The sequence below is a fragment of the Streptomyces sp. NPDC002328 genome, assembly GCF_042890065.1.
GTDB lineage: Bacteria > Actinomycetota > Actinomycetes > Streptomycetales > Streptomycetaceae > Streptomyces.
The window spans coordinates 1-16517 of record NZ_JBIARQ010000002.1 but is presented as its reverse complement, the minus strand read 5'-3'; the positions used below and the strand labels follow the sequence as shown (position 1 = coordinate 16517).

The window sequence follows — 16517 nt, the reverse complement described above, 5'->3', positions numbered from 1 at the left end:
TTCTGACGGTGTCTCACCGGGCCCGGCCCGCCGCTCTCCGGCGGGCCGGGCCTCCGGCATGCCTCCGGGGCGGCCCCGGGAGGCCGGCTCCACCCGGTCCGCGGAGTTCGCATACCGGTGAATCAGCGATCGCGTTTCGGACATGTAAACAGAAATGTGGTCGCTAATGTCCGTTTTGACGGTTGTTCATCTCGCCTGTCAAGCGCGCGCAGGTGTCAGTCTTTGCAATTTTTCCTCAAAATATGGGCGGTAGGGAGATCCCTATGTCTTCCGCCCTTGACGCGCGTTGAACACTTTGGCGAAAGTTCCCCCAAACCACAGAACCTGCCGGTATCTGTGCTGCGCTCAACTCTCAACCCCCCGGGGGAAGAACAAACATGACCAGTCCAGCCAAGGCCGAGGGCACCGGGCCGTCGATCGCCTTGGAACCCGAGCTCGAGCCGAACCCCGTTCCCGCCAAGGACGAGAAGCAGCTCGAGGGCCGTTCTCCCGGCCAGTTGATGTGGCAGCGCTTCAAGCGTGACCGTACCGGTGTCATCTGCGCGTCGGTAGTGATTTTCTACTTCGTCGTCGCGCTGTCGGCGCCGCTGCTGGTCAAGCTGAGCGGGACCGACCCGTACACGCTGTACGGCCAGGACCCGACCTACGCGGACAAGCCCGTCCTGGACGAGTTCGGGCTGCCGCTGGGCTGGTTCGGAGGCATCTCGGGAGACCACTGGTTCGGTGTGGAGCCGCAGTTCGGCCGTGACGTGTTCGCCATGCTGGTCTACGGCATGCGCACCTCGCTGTTCATGGCGCTCGGGGTGACCACCCTGCTGATGGTGACGGGCATCGTCATCGGCCTGATCGGCGGTTACTTCGGCGGTCGTACCGACTACTGGATCGGCCGGGTCACGGACTTCTTCCTCTCCTTCCCGCAGCAGCTGTTCTTCATCGCCTTCATGCCCGTGGTGACCTCGTTCTTCGTGGACCCGCGGGAGGAGACGCCCACCTACTTCCGGGCGCTGGCGATGCTGATCGTGCTCTGGCTGCTGGGCTGGATGAGCATGAGCCGACTGGTCCGCTCCACCGTGCTGTCCCTGCGGGAGCGCGAGTTCGTGGAGGCCGCCAAGGTCTCCGGGGCCTCGCCCGGCCGGATCGTCCGCAAGGAGATCCTGCCCAACGTGGTGACGCCGATCCTGGTGCAGTTCACGTACCAACTGCCCAGCACTATCCTCACCATCGCCTTCCTGTCCTTCGCGGGCGTCGGCTTCGTGGAGCCGACCCCGGACTGGGGCCGTCTGTTCGCGGCCGGCTCCAGCTACGCGCAGCAGGACCCCGCCTTCATCTTCTTCCCGGGCGTGGCGCTGGTGATCTTCGTCCTGTGCTTCAACCTCCTCGGAGACTCGGTACGGGACGCCTTCGACCCCAAGTCCGGGCGGTAATCGTCCATTGGTGGGGGGTGACTGCCGCCCCCGCGTCGGCCTACCAGCCGCGTCAGGCAGTACTCATGGATAACAACCGACAGGTAGGTGTTTTCGCCATCATGAAGCCGTTCACCTCACGCAGAGCGCGTGCCGTCGTGGTCGCCATCGCGGCCGGCTCGCTGGCGCTCACGGGCTGCTCCGAGAACAAGGGCAGCAAGTCCAGCGGCGACTCCAAGAAGGACCAGGCGGAAGCCGCGAGCCAGTCGAAGCCGGTGACGTACGTCGACGCGGCCGGCTCCACCGGTCCCGCCAAGGAGATCGCCGGCGCCAAGAGCGGCGGCACGATCCAGGTCTACCAGGAGGCGGGTCTCTCCCACCTCGACCCGAGCCAGATCTACGTCTCGGACGCCGGTCAGGTCGCCAACCTGCTCTTCCGCCGCCTGACGCAGTTCCAGGAGGACGACAAGGGCAACGTCTCGGTCGTGGGCGACCTCGCCACCGACTCGGGCAAGTCCTCCGACGGCGGCAAGACCTGGACCTTCACGCTGAAGGACGGCATCAAGGACTCCAACGGCGCGGCCATCACCTCCGCCGACGTCCGCCACACGGTCGAGCGCCAGTTCGCGAAGTTCATCTTCGACGGCCCGCCCTACCTCCAGACCTGGCTCGCGGGCAAGGCGAACCCGGACTACCGCAAGCTCCTGCCGGGCGGCGGCTTCGACGGCAAGCACCTGCCGGCCACCGTGCTGGACACCCCGGACGCGAAGACGGTCGTCTTCCACTTCGACACCGCCCGCCCGGACCTGCCGCAGACGCTGGCCATGGCCGGCTACGGCATCGTCCCGGCGAAGACGGACACGAAGGAGAAGTACGACAAGGCCCCGGTCGCCACCGGCCCGTACAAGATCGCTTCGTACAAGGCCGGCAAGTCCCTGGTGCTCACCAAGAACACCAACTGGGACCCGAAGACCGACTCCGTGCGCCACCAGTACCCGGACGGCTTTAACTTCACCTTCGGCGTCACCGAGGCCACCCAGACCCAGCGTCTGATCGCCGACCAGGGCGCGGACAAGAACGCCATCCAGCTCACCGGCGCGGTCGAGGCCACCCAGATCCAGAAGGTCATCGGCACGCCGTCGGTCAACTCCCGCACGGTGAAGGGCTACCAGCCCTACGTCATGCAGCTGACCTTCAACCTGGACCGGGTGAAGAACAAGACGGTCCGCGAGGCCGCCACCTACGCGGTGAACTCCAAGTCCCTCATCGCCGGTGAGGGCGGTGTCTACGGCGGCGACGTGGCCCCGAACTACTTCGCCCCGACCCTGCCGGGCTACGAGGCCAAGTACGACCCGTACGGCCGTCTGAAGACCCCTCAGGGCAACGTGGCCAAGGCCAAGGAGCTCCTGAAGGACGTCCCGGCCGCCGAGAAGAAGCTCGTCTTCGCCTACTCCAACAGCTCGGCCGGCCAGAAGCGCAAGGTCGCCATCGAGGACGCCCTGACCAAGGCGGGCTTCGAGGTCGTCTCCAAGGAGGTCGACTCGGCGAGCTACTACGAGCAGATCGGCAAGGTCAACAACCCGTACGACATCTACATCACGGGTTGGGGCCAGGACTGGCCGTCGGCCGGCACCGTGATCACGCCGGTCTACGACCCGGCGCAGGTCTCCGACGGTTCGCCGAACTACTCGCACGTCAAGGACCCGAAGGTCAAGGAGCTCATCCAGAAGGCCCTGACCCAGGAGCCGACCGAGGCCGCGAAGACCTGGAAGGAGGCCCAGCACTACCTGCTGGAGACCGTCCTGCCGGCCGCTCCGCTGTGGTACACGAAGCAGTTCCAGCTCTCCGGTTCCAACGTCGGTGGAACGCGCTACGGCTCGGTGTCCAGCCTGCTGGACATCAACCGTCTGTTCCTGAAGTCGTAACTCTCTACGGCTGATCGCGGGGGCGTGCACCAGGCGGAGCACGCCCCCGCACCTCCGTGAAACCTTCCACCGTCTCCGCAGAGAGCAGCCCCCCGCCATGTTTCAGTTCATCCTCCGGCGCACGGTCGGTGCCGTCGTCACCCTGTTCCTCATCGGCGCCGCCACGTTCTTCCTGTTCGTCGCCGCGCCCTCCGACTACGCGTCCCTGGCCTGTGGCAAGGACTGCTCTCCGCAGCGACTCGAGGACATCCGCGCGGCTCTCGGCCTGAACCTGCCGCTGCACACGCAGTTCTGGGACTTCATGTCCGGCATCGTCGTGGGCCGTGACTTCCCGACCGGCCACTGCAACGCCCCTTGCCTCGGCATGTCGTTCTACTCCGGCGACCCGGTCTGGGACACGATCCTGGACCGCTTCCCGACCACCCTGACCCTCACGGCGGGTGGCGCGGTCGTCTTCCTCGTCGTCGGCGTCGGCGCGGGCATGCTCGCCGCGTACAAGCGCGGCTCGGCGATCGACAAGATCGCCACCGGCGGCTCGATGGTGCTCAGCTCGTTCCAGATCTACTTCCTCGGCCCGATCGTCCTGATCATCTTCGTCTACAGCACGGGCTGGATGGAGAACCCCCAGTACGTCCCGATCACCGAGGACCCCCTCGGCTGGTTCCTGGGCATGCTGCTGCCCACGCTGGTGATGGCCACCATCTTCACCGCGCAGTACACCCGTATGGCCCGCTCGTCGATGATCGAGCAGCTCTCCGAGGAGCACGTGCGCACCGCCCGCGCCAAGGGCATGCCCCGCAAGTACGTGTTCTTCCGCTACGCCTGGCGCGGTTCGCTCATCCCGATCGTCACCGTCCTCGGTATGGACATCAGCGGCATGCTCGGCGGCGCCGTGGTCACCGAGATCACCTTCTCCCTCCAGGGGATCGGCCGCCTCGCCGTCGACGGCGCGCAGACCAAGGACCTGCCGTTGACCATGGGCGTCATGCTGTTCGGTGCCTTCTTCATCCTGATCTTCAACATCCTCACCGACATCGCGTACGCCTACATCGACCCGCGCGTCCGGCTCTCCTAGGAAGAACGAACCACCGTGACCACACTGACCAAGACCGAGGACGCCCCGGCCCCGACCGGCCCGGAGAGCTTCCTGTCGGTGCGTGATCTGAAGGTGCGGTTCTCCACCGAGGACGGCATCGTCAAGGCGGTCGACGGCCTGTCCTTCGACGTCGAGCGCGGCAAGACCCTGGGCATCGTCGGCGAGTCCGGCTCCGGCAAGTCCGTCACCAACCTGACGGTCCTCGGCCTGCACAACCCCCGCACCACCACCGTCGACGGCGAGATCGTCCTCGACGGCCAGGAACTCGTCACCGCCTCGGAGAAGGAGCTCGAGCGGCTCCGCGGCAACAAGATGGCGATGATCTTCCAGGACCCGCTGACCGCGCTGTCCCCGTACTACACGGTGGGCCGGCAGCTGTCCGAGCCGTACATCAAGCACATGGGCGCCTCCAAGAAGGAGGCGAAGGACCGGGCGATCCAGATGCTGGAGAAGGTCGGCATCCCGCAGCCCAAGGCGCGCTTCGACGACTACCCGCACCAGTTCTCCGGCGGTATGCGCCAGCGCGCGATGATCGCCATGGCGCTGATGTGCGACCCCCAGCTGCTGATCGCCGACGAGCCGACCACCGCGCTGGACGTCACCGTGCAGGCCCAGATCCTGGACCTGCTCAAGGACCTCCAGCAGGAGTTCGGCTCCGCGATCATCTTCATCACCCACGACCTCGGCGTCATCTCCAACATGGCCGACGACCTGCTGGTGATGTACGCGGGCCGGGCCGTCGAGCGCGGCACCGTGCGCGAGGTCATGAGCGCGCCGCGCCACCCCTACACCTGGGGCCTGCTCAGCTCGATGCCCCGGCTCGACAGCCCGGTCGACGACGCGCTCGTGCCGATCCCCGGCTCGCCGCCCTCGCTGCTCAACCCGCCCACGGGCTGCCCCTTCCACCCGCGGTGCGCCTACAAGGACGAGGTGGCGGGCACCCTGTGCAGCGACAGCCGCCCGCCGCTGGCCGCCGGCCGGGCCTCCGCCTGCCATCTGACGTCCGAGCAGAAGCAGGACATCTTCATCGACAAGATCCAGCCCCGGCTGCGCTAGGGAGAACCGAGACATGAGCGACAACCTCACCCTCCCCACGCCGCAGGACTCCGCCGGCGCCACCGCGGCCGAGCCGCTGCTGACGGTCCAGGGCCTCACGAAGCACTTTCCGATCTACGGCGGCTTCCCGATCAAACGCAAAGTCGGCGCGGTCCAGGCCGTCGACGGCGTCGACCTGACGGTCGGCGTCGGCGAGAGCGTCGGTCTGGTCGGCGAGTCCGGCTGCGGCAAGTCGACCACCGGACGGCTCATCACCCGTCTGCTGGATCCGACCGGCGGCAAGATCGTGTACGCCGGCAAGGACATCACCAACGCCTCGCGCAAGCAGCTGGCGCCGGTGCGGTCCGAGATCCAGATGATCTTCCAGGACCCGTACTCCTCGCTGAACCCGCGCCAGACCGTCGGCACGATCATCAAGTCGCCGATGGAGGTCAACGGGATCGAGCCCGAGGGCGGCCGGGAGAAGAAGGTCCGGGAGCTGCTGGAGCTGGTCGGCCTCAACCCCGAGCACTACAACCGCTTCCCGCACGAGTTCTCCGGCGGTCAGCGCCAGCGCATCGGCGTGGCCCGCGCGCTCGCCCTGAACCCGAAGCTGATCGTGGCGGACGAGCCGGTCTCCGCGCTGGACGTCTCCATCCAGGCGCAGGTCGTCAACCTGCTCAAGAAGGTCCAGGAAGAGCTGGGCATCGCCTTCCTCTTCATCGCCCACGACCTGGCCGTCGTCCGGCACTTCTCGCAGCGCGTGGCGGTCATGTACCTGGGCAAGGTGGTCGAGGTCGGCGACCGCGACTCCATCTACAACCGCCCCCGCCACCCGTACACGCACGCGCTGCTGTCGGCGGTGCCGGAGGTGGAGCTGGAGGGGCAGGAGAGCCGGGAGCGGATCCGTCTCGCCGGTGACGTCCCCTCGCCGATCCACCCGCCGTCCGGCTGCCGGTTCCGCACCCGCTGCTGGAAGGCGCAGGACAAGTGCGCGACCGAGCAGCCGCCGCTGGTCCAGATCTCCGGCAACCGTGAGGGCCATCTGACGGCCTGCCACTTCCCGGAGGAGCCGACCACCGAGGCCCGTGACGAGGACGTCGTCCTCGACCCGGCGCTGAAGGCGCTGGAGGCGGAGGCCGCCGCGAAGGAGTGACCTCCGGGACCTCCGTCGATCGTCGCGCCGCAGGGGCGGGAGCCGTGCGCTTCCGCCCCTGCGGCGTTCCCGCGTCCGCCGGCTTCCGCCCCCTGCGGCGTTCCCGCTCGCCGCTTCCCGCTCCGGGTGGCGTAAGTGCTTCAAGTCCCTTTTGTGATGATATTGGCTCACCAAGGGATCAGTGCCGGGATCAGCGTCCCGGCGCCGGAGGCACCGCGCAGGCATGCGCGACGCGGAGGAGGCATCCATGCGGGGAGCCAAGCACGCCAGACGGATCGCCTGCGTGGTGGCGGCGGCGCTCGTGGCGGCGGGCTGCGGAGGCGGCGGCGGCAGCGGCGCCGGGGGCGCGGTGCTCAGCTCCTCCTGGGGAGACCCGCAGAACCCGCTGGAACCGGCGAACACCAACGAGGTGCAGGGCGGCAAGGTCCTCGACATGATCTTCCGCGGTCTGAAGAAGTACGACCCGAAGACCGGCGAGGCCCAGGACATGCTCGCCGAGAAGATCGAGACCTCCGACTCGCGGAACTTCACGATCACCGTCAAGGACGGCTGGACCTTCAGCAACGGCGAGCAGGTCACCGCCAGGTCCTTCGTCGACGCCTGGAACTACGGCGCCGCCCTGCGGAACAACCAGAAGAACGCGTACTTCTTCGGCTACATCGAGGGCTACGACAAGGTGCACCCCGACAAGGGCGAGCAGAGCGCCGACACCCTCTCGGGCCTGCGGGTCGTGAACGAGCGGACCTTCACGGTCGCGCTCAGCCAGAAGTTCTCCACGTTCCCCGACACCCTCGGCTACCCGGCCTACGCCCCCCTGCCGCAGTCCTTCTTCACCGACCACGCCGGCTGGCTGGCCCAGCCCGTCGGCAACGGGCCCTACCGGATCGAGTCCTACGCCAAGGGCTCCCAGATGAGCCTGCGCAAGTGGGAGGAGTACCCCGGCGACGACGCGGCGCAGAACGGCGGCGTGGACCTGAAGGTCTACACCGACAACAACACCGCCTACACCGACCTGATGGCCGGCAACCTCGACCTCGTCGACGACGTGCCCGCCGCCCAGCTCAAGAACGTGCGGACCGACCTCGGCGACCGCTACCTCAACACCCCCGCCGGCATCCTCCAGACCCTCGCCTTCCCCTACTACGACAAAGACTGGGACACGCCCGGTTCCGCGAAGGTCCGCACCGGCCTGTCCCGGGCGATCGACCGCGAGCAGATCACCCGGACGATCTTCCGGAACACCCGCACCCCCGCCACCGACTGGACCTCCCCGGTCCTCGGCGCGGACGGCGGCTACAAGGCGGGCCTGTGCGGGGACGCCTGCGACTACGACCCCGCCGCCGCGAAGAAGCTCGTCCAGGAGGGCGGCGGCCTGCCCGGCGGCCAGGTCAGGATCACGTACAACGCGGACACCGGCTCCCACCGCCAGTGGGTCGACGCGGTCTGCAACTCCATCAACAACGCCCTCGGCAACGAGAAGGCCTGCGTCGGCAACCCGGTCGGCACCTTCGCCGACTACCGCGGCCAGATCACCGAGAAGAAGCTGAACGGCCCCTTCCGGGCGGGCTGGCAGATGGACTACCCCCTCATCCAGAACTTCCTCCAGCCGCTCTACTACACGGGTGCCTCCTCCAATGACGGCAAGTGGTCGAACAAGGAGTTCGACGACCTCGTCGACCGGGCCAACGCCGAGACCGACCCCGCCCAGGCCGTCCAGACCTTCCAGCAGGCCGAGGCGGTCGTCCGCGACAACATGGCCGCCATCCCGCTCTGGTATCAGAACGGCAGCGCCGGCTACTCGCAGCGCCTCTCCGACGTCCGGCTCAACCCGTTCTCCGTCCCGGTCTACGACGAGATCAAGGTCAGCTGACCCGCCATGGGGCGCTACGTCGTCCGGCGGCTGCTCCAGATGGTCCCGGTGTTCGTCGGGGCCACGCTGCTGATCTTCCTGATGGTCAACGTGATGGGCGACCCCGTCGCCGGCCTGTGCGGCGACCGGCAGTGCGACCCCGCCACCGCCGCCCGGCTCAAGCAGGAGTTCGGCCTCGACAAGCCCGTCTGGCAGCAATACCTGACCTACATGGGCAACGTCTTCACCGGCGACTTCGGGACGGCGTTCAACGGCCAGCCGGTCACCGAGCTGATGGCGACGGCGTTCCCCGTCACCGTCCGGCTGACGATCGTCGCGATCCTCTTCGAGATCGTCATCGGCATCACCCTGGGCGTGGTCACCGGGCTGCGCCGGGGCCGGCCCGTCGACACCGGCGTCCTGCTGGTCACCCTCGTCGTGGTCTCCGTGCCCACCTTCGTCACCGGTCTGCTCCTCCAACTGCTCCTCGGCGTCGAGTGGGGCTGGATCACGCCGTCGGTCTCCTCCGAGGCCCGCTTCGACGAACTGATCGTGCCCGGCCTGGTCCTGGCCTCCGTTTCCCTGGCCTACGTGACCCGGTTGACCCGCACCTCGATCGCCGAGAACAGACGGTCCGACTACGTCCGCACCGCGATCGCCAAGGGGCTGCCCCGGCGCCGGGTCGTCACCCGGCATCTGCTGCGCAACTCCCTGATCCCGGTGGTCACCTTCATCGGCACCGACATCGGCGCGCTGATGGGCGGCGCGATCGTCACCGAGCGGATCTTCAACATCCACGGCGTCGGCTTCCAGCTCTACCAGGGCATCCTGCGCCAGAGCACCCAGACCGTCGTCGGCTTCGTCACCGTCCTGGTCCTGGTCTTCCTGCTGGCCAACCTGCTCGTCGACCTCCTCTACGCCGTACTCGACCCGAGGATCCGCTATGTCTGAGCACCCGAGGATCCGCCATGCCTGAGCAGCCGAGGATCCGCCATGCCTGAGCAGCCCTACGAGCCCGAGCGCGCCATGGCCGGTACCGGCACGGGCGGAGCCATGGACCTGGCGGCGAGCGAGGGCGCGTCCCTGGAGAAGGCCGCCGCGGACGGGCAGCCGGGCCCCGCGGGGCCGTTCGGACCGGGCGCGCCGGCGGGGCGGGGCGGGCTGGCCGGCGAGGCCGCGGACGGGCAGTCGGGCCCTGCGGGGGCGTTCGGACCGGGCGCGTCGGCGGGGCGGGGCGGGCTGGCCGGCGAGGCCGCGGACGGGCAGCCGGGCCCTGCGGGGCCGTTCGGACCGGGCGCGTCGGCCGGCCAGGGCGGGCCGGCCCGGCAGGATGAACCCGTCGGGCAGGGCGGGTCCGCCGGACGGGGCGGTTCCGGTTCCGTGGACAGACCGCGCTCCCTGTGGTCCGACGCCTGGCGCGACCTGCGCCGCAACCCCGTCTTCCTCCTCTCCGGCCTGGTCATTCTCTTCCTGGTCTTCGTCTCCCTGTGGCCCTCGGCGATCGCCTCCGGCTCGCCCCTCTCGTGCGACCTCGCCAAGGCCCAGGAGGGCTCCGGGCCCGGCGCGCCGTTCGGCTACGACGGGCAGGGCTGCAACGTGTACACCCGCACCGTGTACGGCGCCCGCACGTCCGTCACCGTCGGCGTGCTGGCCACGCTCGGCGTCGCCGTCCTCGGCAGCGTGCTCGGCGGGCTCGCCGGGTTCTTCGGCGGGGCGTGGGACTCGGTCCTGTCCCGGGCCACCGACGTCTTCTTCGCCATCCCCGTCGTCCTCGGCGGCCTCGTCCTGCTCTCCGTGGTCACCGGGGACACCGTCTGGCCGGTCATCGGGTTCATGGTGCTGCTCGGCTGGCCGCAGATCTCCCGCATCGCCCGCGGCTCCGTCATCACCGCCGCGCAGCACGACTACGTGCAGGCCGCCCGCGCCCTGGGCGCGTCCCACGCCCGCGTCCTGCTGCGGCACATCGCGCCCAACGCCGTCGCCCCGGTGATCGTCGTGGCGACCATCGCGCTCGGCACGTACATCGCGCTGGAGGCGACGCTGTCCTACCTCGGCGTCGGCCTGAAGCCGCCCACCGTCTCCTGGGGCATCGACATCTCCGCCGCCTCGCCCTACATCCGCAACGCCCCGCACGCCCTGCTGTGGCCATCGGGCGCGCTGGCGGTCACCGTCCTCGCGTTCATCATGCTCGGCGACGCGGTGCGCGACGCCCTCGACCCGAAGCTGAGGTGACGGCCCGATGCTGCTCGAAGTGCGCGATCTGCGCGTGGAGTTCCGCACCCGCGACGGAGTCGCCCGTGCCGTCAACGGCGTCTCCTACGGCGTGGACGCGGGGGAGACCCTGGCCGTGCTCGGCGAGTCCGGGTCGGGGAAGTCGGTCACCGCGCAGGCGGTCATGGGGATCCTCGACACACCGCCCGCCCGGATCACCGGCGGCGAGATCCACTTCCGGGGCCGGGACCTGCTGACGCTCAAGGAGGAGGAGCGGCGCCGGATCCGCGGCGCGGGGATGGCGATGATCTTCCAGGACGCGCTGTCCTCCCTCAACCCCGTGCTCTGCGTGGGCGACCAGCTCGGCGAGATGTTCGTCGTCCACCGGGGCATGTCGAAAAAGGAGGCGCGGGCCCGCGCCGTCGAACTGATGGACCGGGTGCGCATCCCCGCCGCGAAGGAACGCGTCCGGCAGTATCCGCACCAGTTCTCCGGCGGGATGCGCCAGCGCATCATGATCGCGATGGCGATGGCCCTGCGGCCGGCGCTCATCATCGCCGACGAGCCCACCACCGCCCTCGACGTCACCGTCCAGGCTCAAGTCATGGATCTGCTGGCCGAGTTGCGGCGCGAGTACCGGATGGGCCTGATCCTCATCACCCACGACCTCGGCGTGGTCGCCGACGTCGCCGACCGCATCGCCGTGATGTACGCGGGCCGTGTCGTCGAGTCGGCCCCGGTCCACGACCTCTACAAGGCGCCCGCCCACCCGTACACCCGCGGACTGCTCGACTCCATCCCGCGCCTGGACCACAAGGGCCGCGAGCTCTACGCCATCAAGGGCCTGCCGCCCGACCTGATGAGGGTCCCGGAGGGCTGCGCCTTCCATCCCCGCTGCCCGATGGCCCAGGCCGTGTGCCGGACCGAGGAGCCGCCCCTGTACGAGGTGGACGAGGACCGGGGCAGCGCCTGCCACTTCTGGAGGGAGTGCCTGCGTGGCTGAACCGATTCTCGAGGTCAGCGGGTTGCACAAGCACTACCCGCTCACCCGCGGCGTCCTGTTCCGCAAGCAGGTCGGCTCGGTGCGGGCGGTCGACGGCGTCGACTTCGCGCTCGGCCGGGGCGAGACCCTCGGCATCGTGGGCGAGTCGGGCTGCGGCAAGTCCACGGTCGCCCGGACGCTGGTGAACCTGGAGCGGCCGACGGCGGGGCGGATCCGCTACCGGGGCGAGGACATCACCCGGCTCTCCGGCAAGGCCCTCAAGGCCGTCCGCCGCAACATCCAGATGGTCTTCCAGGACCCGTACACCTCGCTCAACCCCCGGATGACGGTCGGCGACATCATCGGGGAGCCGTACGAGATCCACCCGGAGGCGGCCCCGAGGGGCGACCGGCGCAGGAAGGTGCAGGAACTGCTGGAGGTCGTCGGCCTCAGCCCGGAGCACGTCAACCGCTATCCGCACCAGTTCTCCGGCGGCCAGCGCCAGCGCATCGGCATCGCGCGCGGGCTGGCGCTGCGCCCGGAGGTGATCGTCGCCGACGAGCCGGTCTCCGCGCTCGACGTGTCCGTGCAGGCACAGGTGATCAACCTGATGGCGCGCCTCCAGCGGGAGTTCGACCTCTCCTACGTCTTCATCGCGCACGACCTGTCGATCGTGCGGCACATTTCCGACCGGGTCGGCGTGATGTACCTCGGGCGGATCGTGGAGACCGGTACCGACACCGAGATCTACGACCATCCGACGCACCCCTACACCCAGGCGCTGCTGTCCGCGGCGCCCGTGCCCGACCCGGCGGCGCGCGAGCGCAGGGAGCGGATCATCCTCGCCGGTGACGTCCCGTCCCCTGCGGACATCCCCTCCGGGTGCCGCTTCCGCACCCGCTGCTGGAAGGCGCGCGAGCGGTGCGCGGTGGAGTCGCCCGAGCTCGCCGTGCCGGCGGAGTTCCGGCTGGTGAGCGGCCCGGCGGCGCATGACTCGGCGTGCCATTTCGCCGCGGCCGGGCCGGGTGCGTAGCGGCTCATTTGCGCAGCAACTGCGTTAACACACAGGCAACTTGGCCGACCCGATTCCGATATACGGACGCGTCAGGCTGAACAGCGTACGGCCGTGCGGGTGCCGTAAGCGGGCCGGGAGCACCATGTCTCCCGGCCCGCTGCTGTGTCCGGAGGTGCTCTACGCCAGGCCCAGGGAGCGCTTGAGGAAGTCCAGCTGGAGGAGCAGCAGGTTCTCGGCGACGTTCTCCTGGGGGGTCATGTGGGTCACGCCGGACAGCGGCAGCACCTCGTGCGGCCGGCCCGCGGCGAGCAGCGCGGAGGACAGCCGCAGTGAGTGGGCGACCACCACGTTGTCGTCCGCAAGGCCGTGGACGATCATCATCGGCCGGATCGGCTCGGCGGCGTCCACCAGGCCCGCGTCGTCGATCAGCGAGTTGCGCCGGTAGACGTCCGGCTGCTGCGCGGGGTGCCCGAGGTAGCGCTCCTGGTAGTGCGTGTCGTACAGGCGCAGATCGGTGACCGGGGCGCCGACGACCGCCGCGTGGAAGACGTCGGGGCGGCGCAGCGCCGCGAGCCCGGCCAGGTAGCCGCCGAAGGACCAGCCGCGGATGGCCACCCGGCTCAGGTCGAGCGGGAAGCGCTCGGCGAGGGCGTGCAGGGCGTCGACCTGGTCCTGGAGCACGACCGCGGCCAGCTCGTCCTTGATCGCCTTCTCCCAGGCGGGCGAGCGGCCCGGGGTGCCCCGGCCGTCGGCGACGATCACCGCGAATCCCTGGTCGGCGAACCATTGCGAGGTCAGGTGCGGGTTGTGCGCGGCGAGCACCCGTTGGCCGTGCGGCCCGCCGTAGGGATCCATCAGGACGGGGAGGGGAGTGTCGCCGTGGTAGTCCGTAGGCATAAGCACGGCGCACGGGATGCGGCGTGCGCCCCCCTGTGTCAGCGTCACGCGCGGGGACAGACCGGGATCTTCGGCGTACGACGTGACAGTGGCCGAGGGCTTTCCGTCCCGCAGCACCTGCGCCCGGCTCCCCGGCCGGTCCGGTACCGCCGACACCAGCACGGTCACGCCCCCGGCGCGCACCGCCGAATGCACTCCCGGTTCCCCCGAAAGGCGCTCGACGCCCAGCTCGTTGACCCGGTAGACGTGCACCTCGCCGATCTCCGGGTGCTCCGCGGCCTCCCCGGCCGACGCCGCGACCAGCACGTCCTCCGAGGTCACGTCCAGCACCGCCCGCACCTGCAACTGCGCCCCGGTCAACGGCCGGCCGCCCACCGAGAGCACCCGGGCGCCGCCCTCGTCGGCGATCCGCACCAGCCGTCCGGAGGGGCTCCAGCACGGCACTCCGGAGAAAAGATCCAGCCAAATCGGATCTTCGTCGGCGTGCACCATCCGCGTGGTCCCGGAGTCGGTGTCCACGGCCAGGAACAGCTGACTGCGCTGGTCGCGCGCCTGTACGAGCAACAGCGGCGCACCCGCCGCTGACCTGTGCACTCGCGCCAGATACGGATAGCGCGCCCGGTCCCAGAGGACCTCCGTGCGCACTCCGTCGAGCCCGAACACGAACAGCCCTACGTCCGCGTTGGCCGTCCCGGCGGCCGGATACGGCACGTGGTGTGGATCACGTTCCGGGTGGGCCGGATCCGCGATCCACCACCGCTTCACCGGCGTGTCGTCCACCCGCGCCACCAGCAGCAGGTCCGATTCCGGGGCCCACCAGAAGCCCCGCGCGCGGCCCATCTCCTCGGCCGCGATGAACTCGGCCAATCCATAGGAAACCGACTCCGACTCCGGCTCGGCCAGCGCCCGGTCCCCCTCGCCCTCCGCGCCGACCACCCGCAGAGCGCCCCCCGCGACATACGCCACGAGCCGTCCGTCCGGCGACGGACGGGGGTCGATCACCGGCCCGGGGACGGCCAGTTCGCGTGCCGTGCCGGCCCGCAGCTCCGCCGTGAAAAGCCGCCCTGACAAGGCGAAAGACGCCAACTCCACGGCGTCGTCGGTGGCGTAGCCGACGATCCCGGCCCCACCCTCGCGGCTGCGCTCACGGCGCGCCCGCTCCTGCGGCGAGAGGTCCTCCGAGGCCCCGCCGAGGAGGGCGCTCGGGTCCGCTGCCACGCGTTCCCCGGCGTCCGCCGGATCAAGCACCCACAGCGCGTTCGCCCGGTCCGTGCCGGAGGCCGAGCGCAGGAACACGACACGGGAGCCGTCGGGGGCCACCGTGAATGACCGCGGCGCGCCGAGCGTGAACCGCTGGGTGCGGGCGTGCCGCCGGGGGAAGGAGTCGGACTCGGTCGTCATGCCCCGACCATATTGGCCATGCGCCCCCTTGTGCGGCTGTGCGCCGAGAGATGCGCGCGCACCCGAAGTTATGATCACTGGCGTCGCGTGGGTATGAACCTGCTGGCAGTTGTATGGATTTACAAGTTCCCTAGCTCTGTTTTCCCCCACGTTCCCGGGTTCTTGGAGGTGAGCCGCCGTGGCACTCTCGATTTCGGCGGTGGTGCTGCTGGCGATCATCGTCTTCTTGTTGATCAAGAAGTCAGGCCTGAAGGGCGGTCACGCGGTTGTCTGCATCCTGCTCGGCTTCTACCTCGCCTCCTCGACGATGGCGGGGACGATCAACGATCTGACGACGAGCGTGGCGAGCATGATCGGCAGCATCAAGTTCTGACGCGCCGGGAGGTGGGCTCCGGTGACTGACCGACCGGAGCTCGCTCCTGCCCGCCGTATTCCGCGCCTTCCCCGCATCCGGGTCCTTACGCTTGGCGGATCCGGGACGACTACGGGGCTGGAGCGGGGGCGCGTGAACGGACACGACGCTGACGATCGGCTTCGAGGGCCGGCGAAGGTTTCGCCCAATTCGCCCAACGCCGCTGCCGCAAGCTCCGCGACCCCACGGACGCCCTCTTGGGTACTCCGCTGACTCCGGTGACGTACGACTCCCGCGGCGCCGTCCTGTTCAACGCCCACGCGTCCGCCCTGTGGGCCCGCTTCACGATCTGCATGCGCCGGGAGGTCGCTGCTCGGCTCGGCCTGACCCAGAAGGCCGCCCGCGCGTTCCTACGCGTGTCCTTCGCGTAGGTCGCCGAGCACCAGAAGCGGGGCCTGGCCCACTCCCACGCGGTGATCAGGCTCGACGGCCCAGACGGCAGCACCCAGCTCCCTCATCTCCGTATGCCACCGTCGCCGTGCTTGCCGACGCCATCAGGGCCGCCGCCTCGCGGGTCCGTGCCACGGTCGAGTCGGACGCGGTCGGGGAACGCGAACTCGCCTGGGGCGAACAGTTCGACTTACGCGAGATCGTCGCCTTCGGCACCGACGCCGAGCTGACCGATCAGTCCGTGGCTGCCTACGTGGCCAAGTAGCTCTGGAAGTGGGCGCACATGCTCGGCTTCCGGGGCCAGCCCAGCGTGGGCGCGGACCTGCTCGGCGTGGCGGGCGTCTCGCAGCGCGCCGAGGGTGGTCGAGTGGCTGCGGGGTAGAGAAGTGCCCGAGCCTGATCCGGACACGGCTCTCCTCGTCGACCACTGGGCCTACCTCGGCATGGGCTACAGCCCCGGCGCCGCACTTCTGGCCGCTGCCATCTGGCACCGCAGAGAACTGGAACGCCGGTTCATCGCCGAAGGGGGCTGCTGAGACGACACCCTAGGCTCCCGGGCTCTGCGCGCCCGGTGGGCGGGGGCCGTCGCCAGCGGGACGCCCTTCGTGATCAAGTAAAGAAACTCTGAACAGTTCCCCCTCCAACTCCGGTGTCCGGTCCCGGGAGATGCTTGACACTTCGGTCCCAGCTGATGGTTGACAGTGGCCGTGATCGGCTTTTCTGTGCGCGTCGTTGCGGTGCGTGT

The 16517-nt window shown here is 69.3% G+C and carries 14 protein-coding genes and 1 pseudogene; 14 read left to right on the top strand and 1 reads right to left on the bottom strand.

What is annotated here, in order from left to right; translation table 11 throughout:
• Nucleotides 1-377: 377 nt before the first annotated feature.
• The 10 genes from ACFYX4_RS06450 to ACFYX4_RS06405 all read left to right on the top strand — a co-directional run bounded on the left by ACFYX4_RS06450 (nt 378) and on the right by ACFYX4_RS06405 (nt 12690).
• Nucleotides 378-1424 carry an ABC transporter permease gene (locus ACFYX4_RS06450; RefSeq protein WP_389326880.1) on the top strand — a complete coding sequence of 349 codons (1047 nt, stop codon included), beginning with the start codon at nt 378-380 and terminating at the stop codon, nt 1422-1424.
• A gap of 101 nt (nt 1425-1525) precedes the next feature.
• Complete coding sequence (locus tag ACFYX4_RS06445; RefSeq protein WP_389326877.1) at nt 1526-3328, top strand: ABC transporter substrate-binding protein; 1803 nt, start codon at nt 1526-1528, stop codon at nt 3326-3328.
• Nucleotides 3329-3425: 97 nt separating this feature from the next.
• On the top strand, nt 3426-4403 hold the full coding sequence (locus ACFYX4_RS06440; protein ID WP_389326874.1) for an ABC transporter permease: 978 nt from the start codon (nt 3426-3428) through the stop codon (nt 4401-4403).
• A 15-nt stretch (nt 4404-4418) separates the two neighbouring features.
• Nucleotides 4419-5480 carry an ABC transporter ATP-binding protein gene (locus ACFYX4_RS06435; protein WP_389326870.1) on the top strand — a complete coding sequence of 354 codons (1062 nt, stop codon included), beginning with the start codon at nt 4419-4421 and terminating at the stop codon, nt 5478-5480.
• Nucleotides 5481-5493: 13 nt separating this feature from the next.
• The gene (locus ACFYX4_RS06430; protein ID WP_389326867.1) at nt 5494-6615 is read left to right on the top strand and encodes an ABC transporter ATP-binding protein; all 1122 of its coding nucleotides are present in this window, start codon (nt 5494-5496) and stop codon (nt 6613-6615) included.
• 247 nt (nt 6616-6862) lie between these two features.
• The gene (locus tag ACFYX4_RS06425) at nt 6863-8485 is read left to right on the top strand and encodes an ABC transporter substrate-binding protein (protein ID WP_389326865.1); all 1623 of its coding nucleotides are present in this window, start codon (nt 6863-6865) and stop codon (nt 8483-8485) included.
• A gap of 6 nt (nt 8486-8491) precedes the next feature.
• Entirely contained in the window at nt 8492-9415 is a 924-nt protein-coding gene (locus ACFYX4_RS06420; RefSeq protein ID WP_389326862.1) for an ABC transporter permease, read from the top strand.
• A 102-nt stretch (nt 9416-9517) separates the two neighbouring features.
• On the top strand, nt 9518-10696 hold the full coding sequence (locus tag ACFYX4_RS06415) for an ABC transporter permease (RefSeq protein ID WP_389328593.1): 1179 nt from the start codon (nt 9518-9520) through the stop codon (nt 10694-10696).
• A 7-nt stretch (nt 10697-10703) separates the two neighbouring features.
• Nucleotides 10704-11678: an ABC transporter ATP-binding protein gene (locus ACFYX4_RS06410; RefSeq protein WP_389326859.1), complete on the top strand. Its 975-nt coding sequence runs from the start codon at nt 10704-10706 to the stop codon at nt 11676-11678.
• Entirely contained in the window at nt 11671-12690 is a 1020-nt protein-coding gene (locus ACFYX4_RS06405; RefSeq protein ID WP_389326856.1) for an ABC transporter ATP-binding protein, read from the top strand. The genes ACFYX4_RS06410 and ACFYX4_RS06405 overlap by 8 nt, the downstream gene beginning before the upstream one ends.
• Nucleotides 12691-12849: 159 nt before the next feature.
• Here the strand turns inward: ACFYX4_RS06405 and ACFYX4_RS06400 are convergent, their stop codons facing one another.
• Nucleotides 12850-14970, bottom strand: coding sequence for a prolyl oligopeptidase family serine peptidase (locus ACFYX4_RS06400; protein WP_389326853.1), 2121 nt, complete (start codon nt 14968-14970; stop codon nt 12850-12852).
• Between the two features lie 178 nt (nt 14971-15148).
• Here ACFYX4_RS06400 and ACFYX4_RS06395 point away from each other — a divergent pair, with 178 nt between their 5' ends.
• The 4 genes and pseudogenes from ACFYX4_RS06395 (at nt 15149) to ACFYX4_RS06380 (ending at nt 16308) form a co-directional block, all read left to right on the top strand.
• On the top strand, nt 15149-15343 hold the full coding sequence (locus tag ACFYX4_RS06395) for a hypothetical protein (protein WP_030783885.1): 195 nt from the start codon (nt 15149-15151) through the stop codon (nt 15341-15343).
• 203 nt (nt 15344-15546) lie between these two features.
• Nucleotides 15547-15753: pseudogene (locus ACFYX4_RS06390) on the top strand (replication initiator); the annotation flags it as partial.
• Nucleotides 15654-16037 carry a replication initiator gene (locus tag ACFYX4_RS06385; protein WP_389326850.1) on the top strand — a complete coding sequence of 128 codons (384 nt, stop codon included), beginning with the start codon at nt 15654-15656 and terminating at the stop codon, nt 16035-16037. The pseudogene ACFYX4_RS06390 and the gene ACFYX4_RS06385, both read left to right, overlap by 100 nt.
• A gap of 121 nt (nt 16038-16158) precedes the next feature.
• Nucleotides 16159-16308, top strand: coding sequence for a hypothetical protein (locus tag ACFYX4_RS06380; protein ID WP_389326847.1), 150 nt, complete (start codon nt 16159-16161; stop codon nt 16306-16308).
• Nucleotides 16309-16517 lie beyond the last annotated feature (209 nt).

Bases quoted from the DNA above. Each gene is read 5' to 3' on its own strand.
- ACFYX4_RS06450 (WP_389326880.1), top strand. From the start codon at position 378: ATGACCAGTCCAGCCAAGGCCGAGGGCACCGGGCCGTCGATCGCCTTG.
- ACFYX4_RS06400 (WP_389326853.1), bottom strand. From the start codon at position 14,970: ATGACGACCGAGTCCGACTCCTTCCCCCGGCGGCACGCCCGCACCCAG.
- ACFYX4_RS06410 (WP_389326859.1), top strand. From the start codon at position 10,704: ATGCTGCTCGAAGTGCGCGATCTGCGCGTGGAGTTCCGCACCCGCGAC.
- ACFYX4_RS06425 (WP_389326865.1), top strand. From the start codon at position 6,863: ATGCGGGGAGCCAAGCACGCCAGACGGATCGCCTGCGTGGTGGCGGCG.
- ACFYX4_RS06420 (WP_389326862.1), top strand. From the start codon at position 8,492: ATGGGGCGCTACGTCGTCCGGCGGCTGCTCCAGATGGTCCCGGTGTTC.
- ACFYX4_RS06440 (WP_389326874.1), top strand. From the start codon at position 3,426: ATGTTTCAGTTCATCCTCCGGCGCACGGTCGGTGCCGTCGTCACCCTG.
- ACFYX4_RS06430 (WP_389326867.1), top strand. From the start codon at position 5,494: ATGAGCGACAACCTCACCCTCCCCACGCCGCAGGACTCCGCCGGCGCC.
- ACFYX4_RS06445 (WP_389326877.1), top strand. From the start codon at position 1,526: ATGAAGCCGTTCACCTCACGCAGAGCGCGTGCCGTCGTGGTCGCCATC.
- ACFYX4_RS06415 (WP_389328593.1), top strand. From the start codon at position 9,518: ATGGACCTGGCGGCGAGCGAGGGCGCGTCCCTGGAGAAGGCCGCCGCG.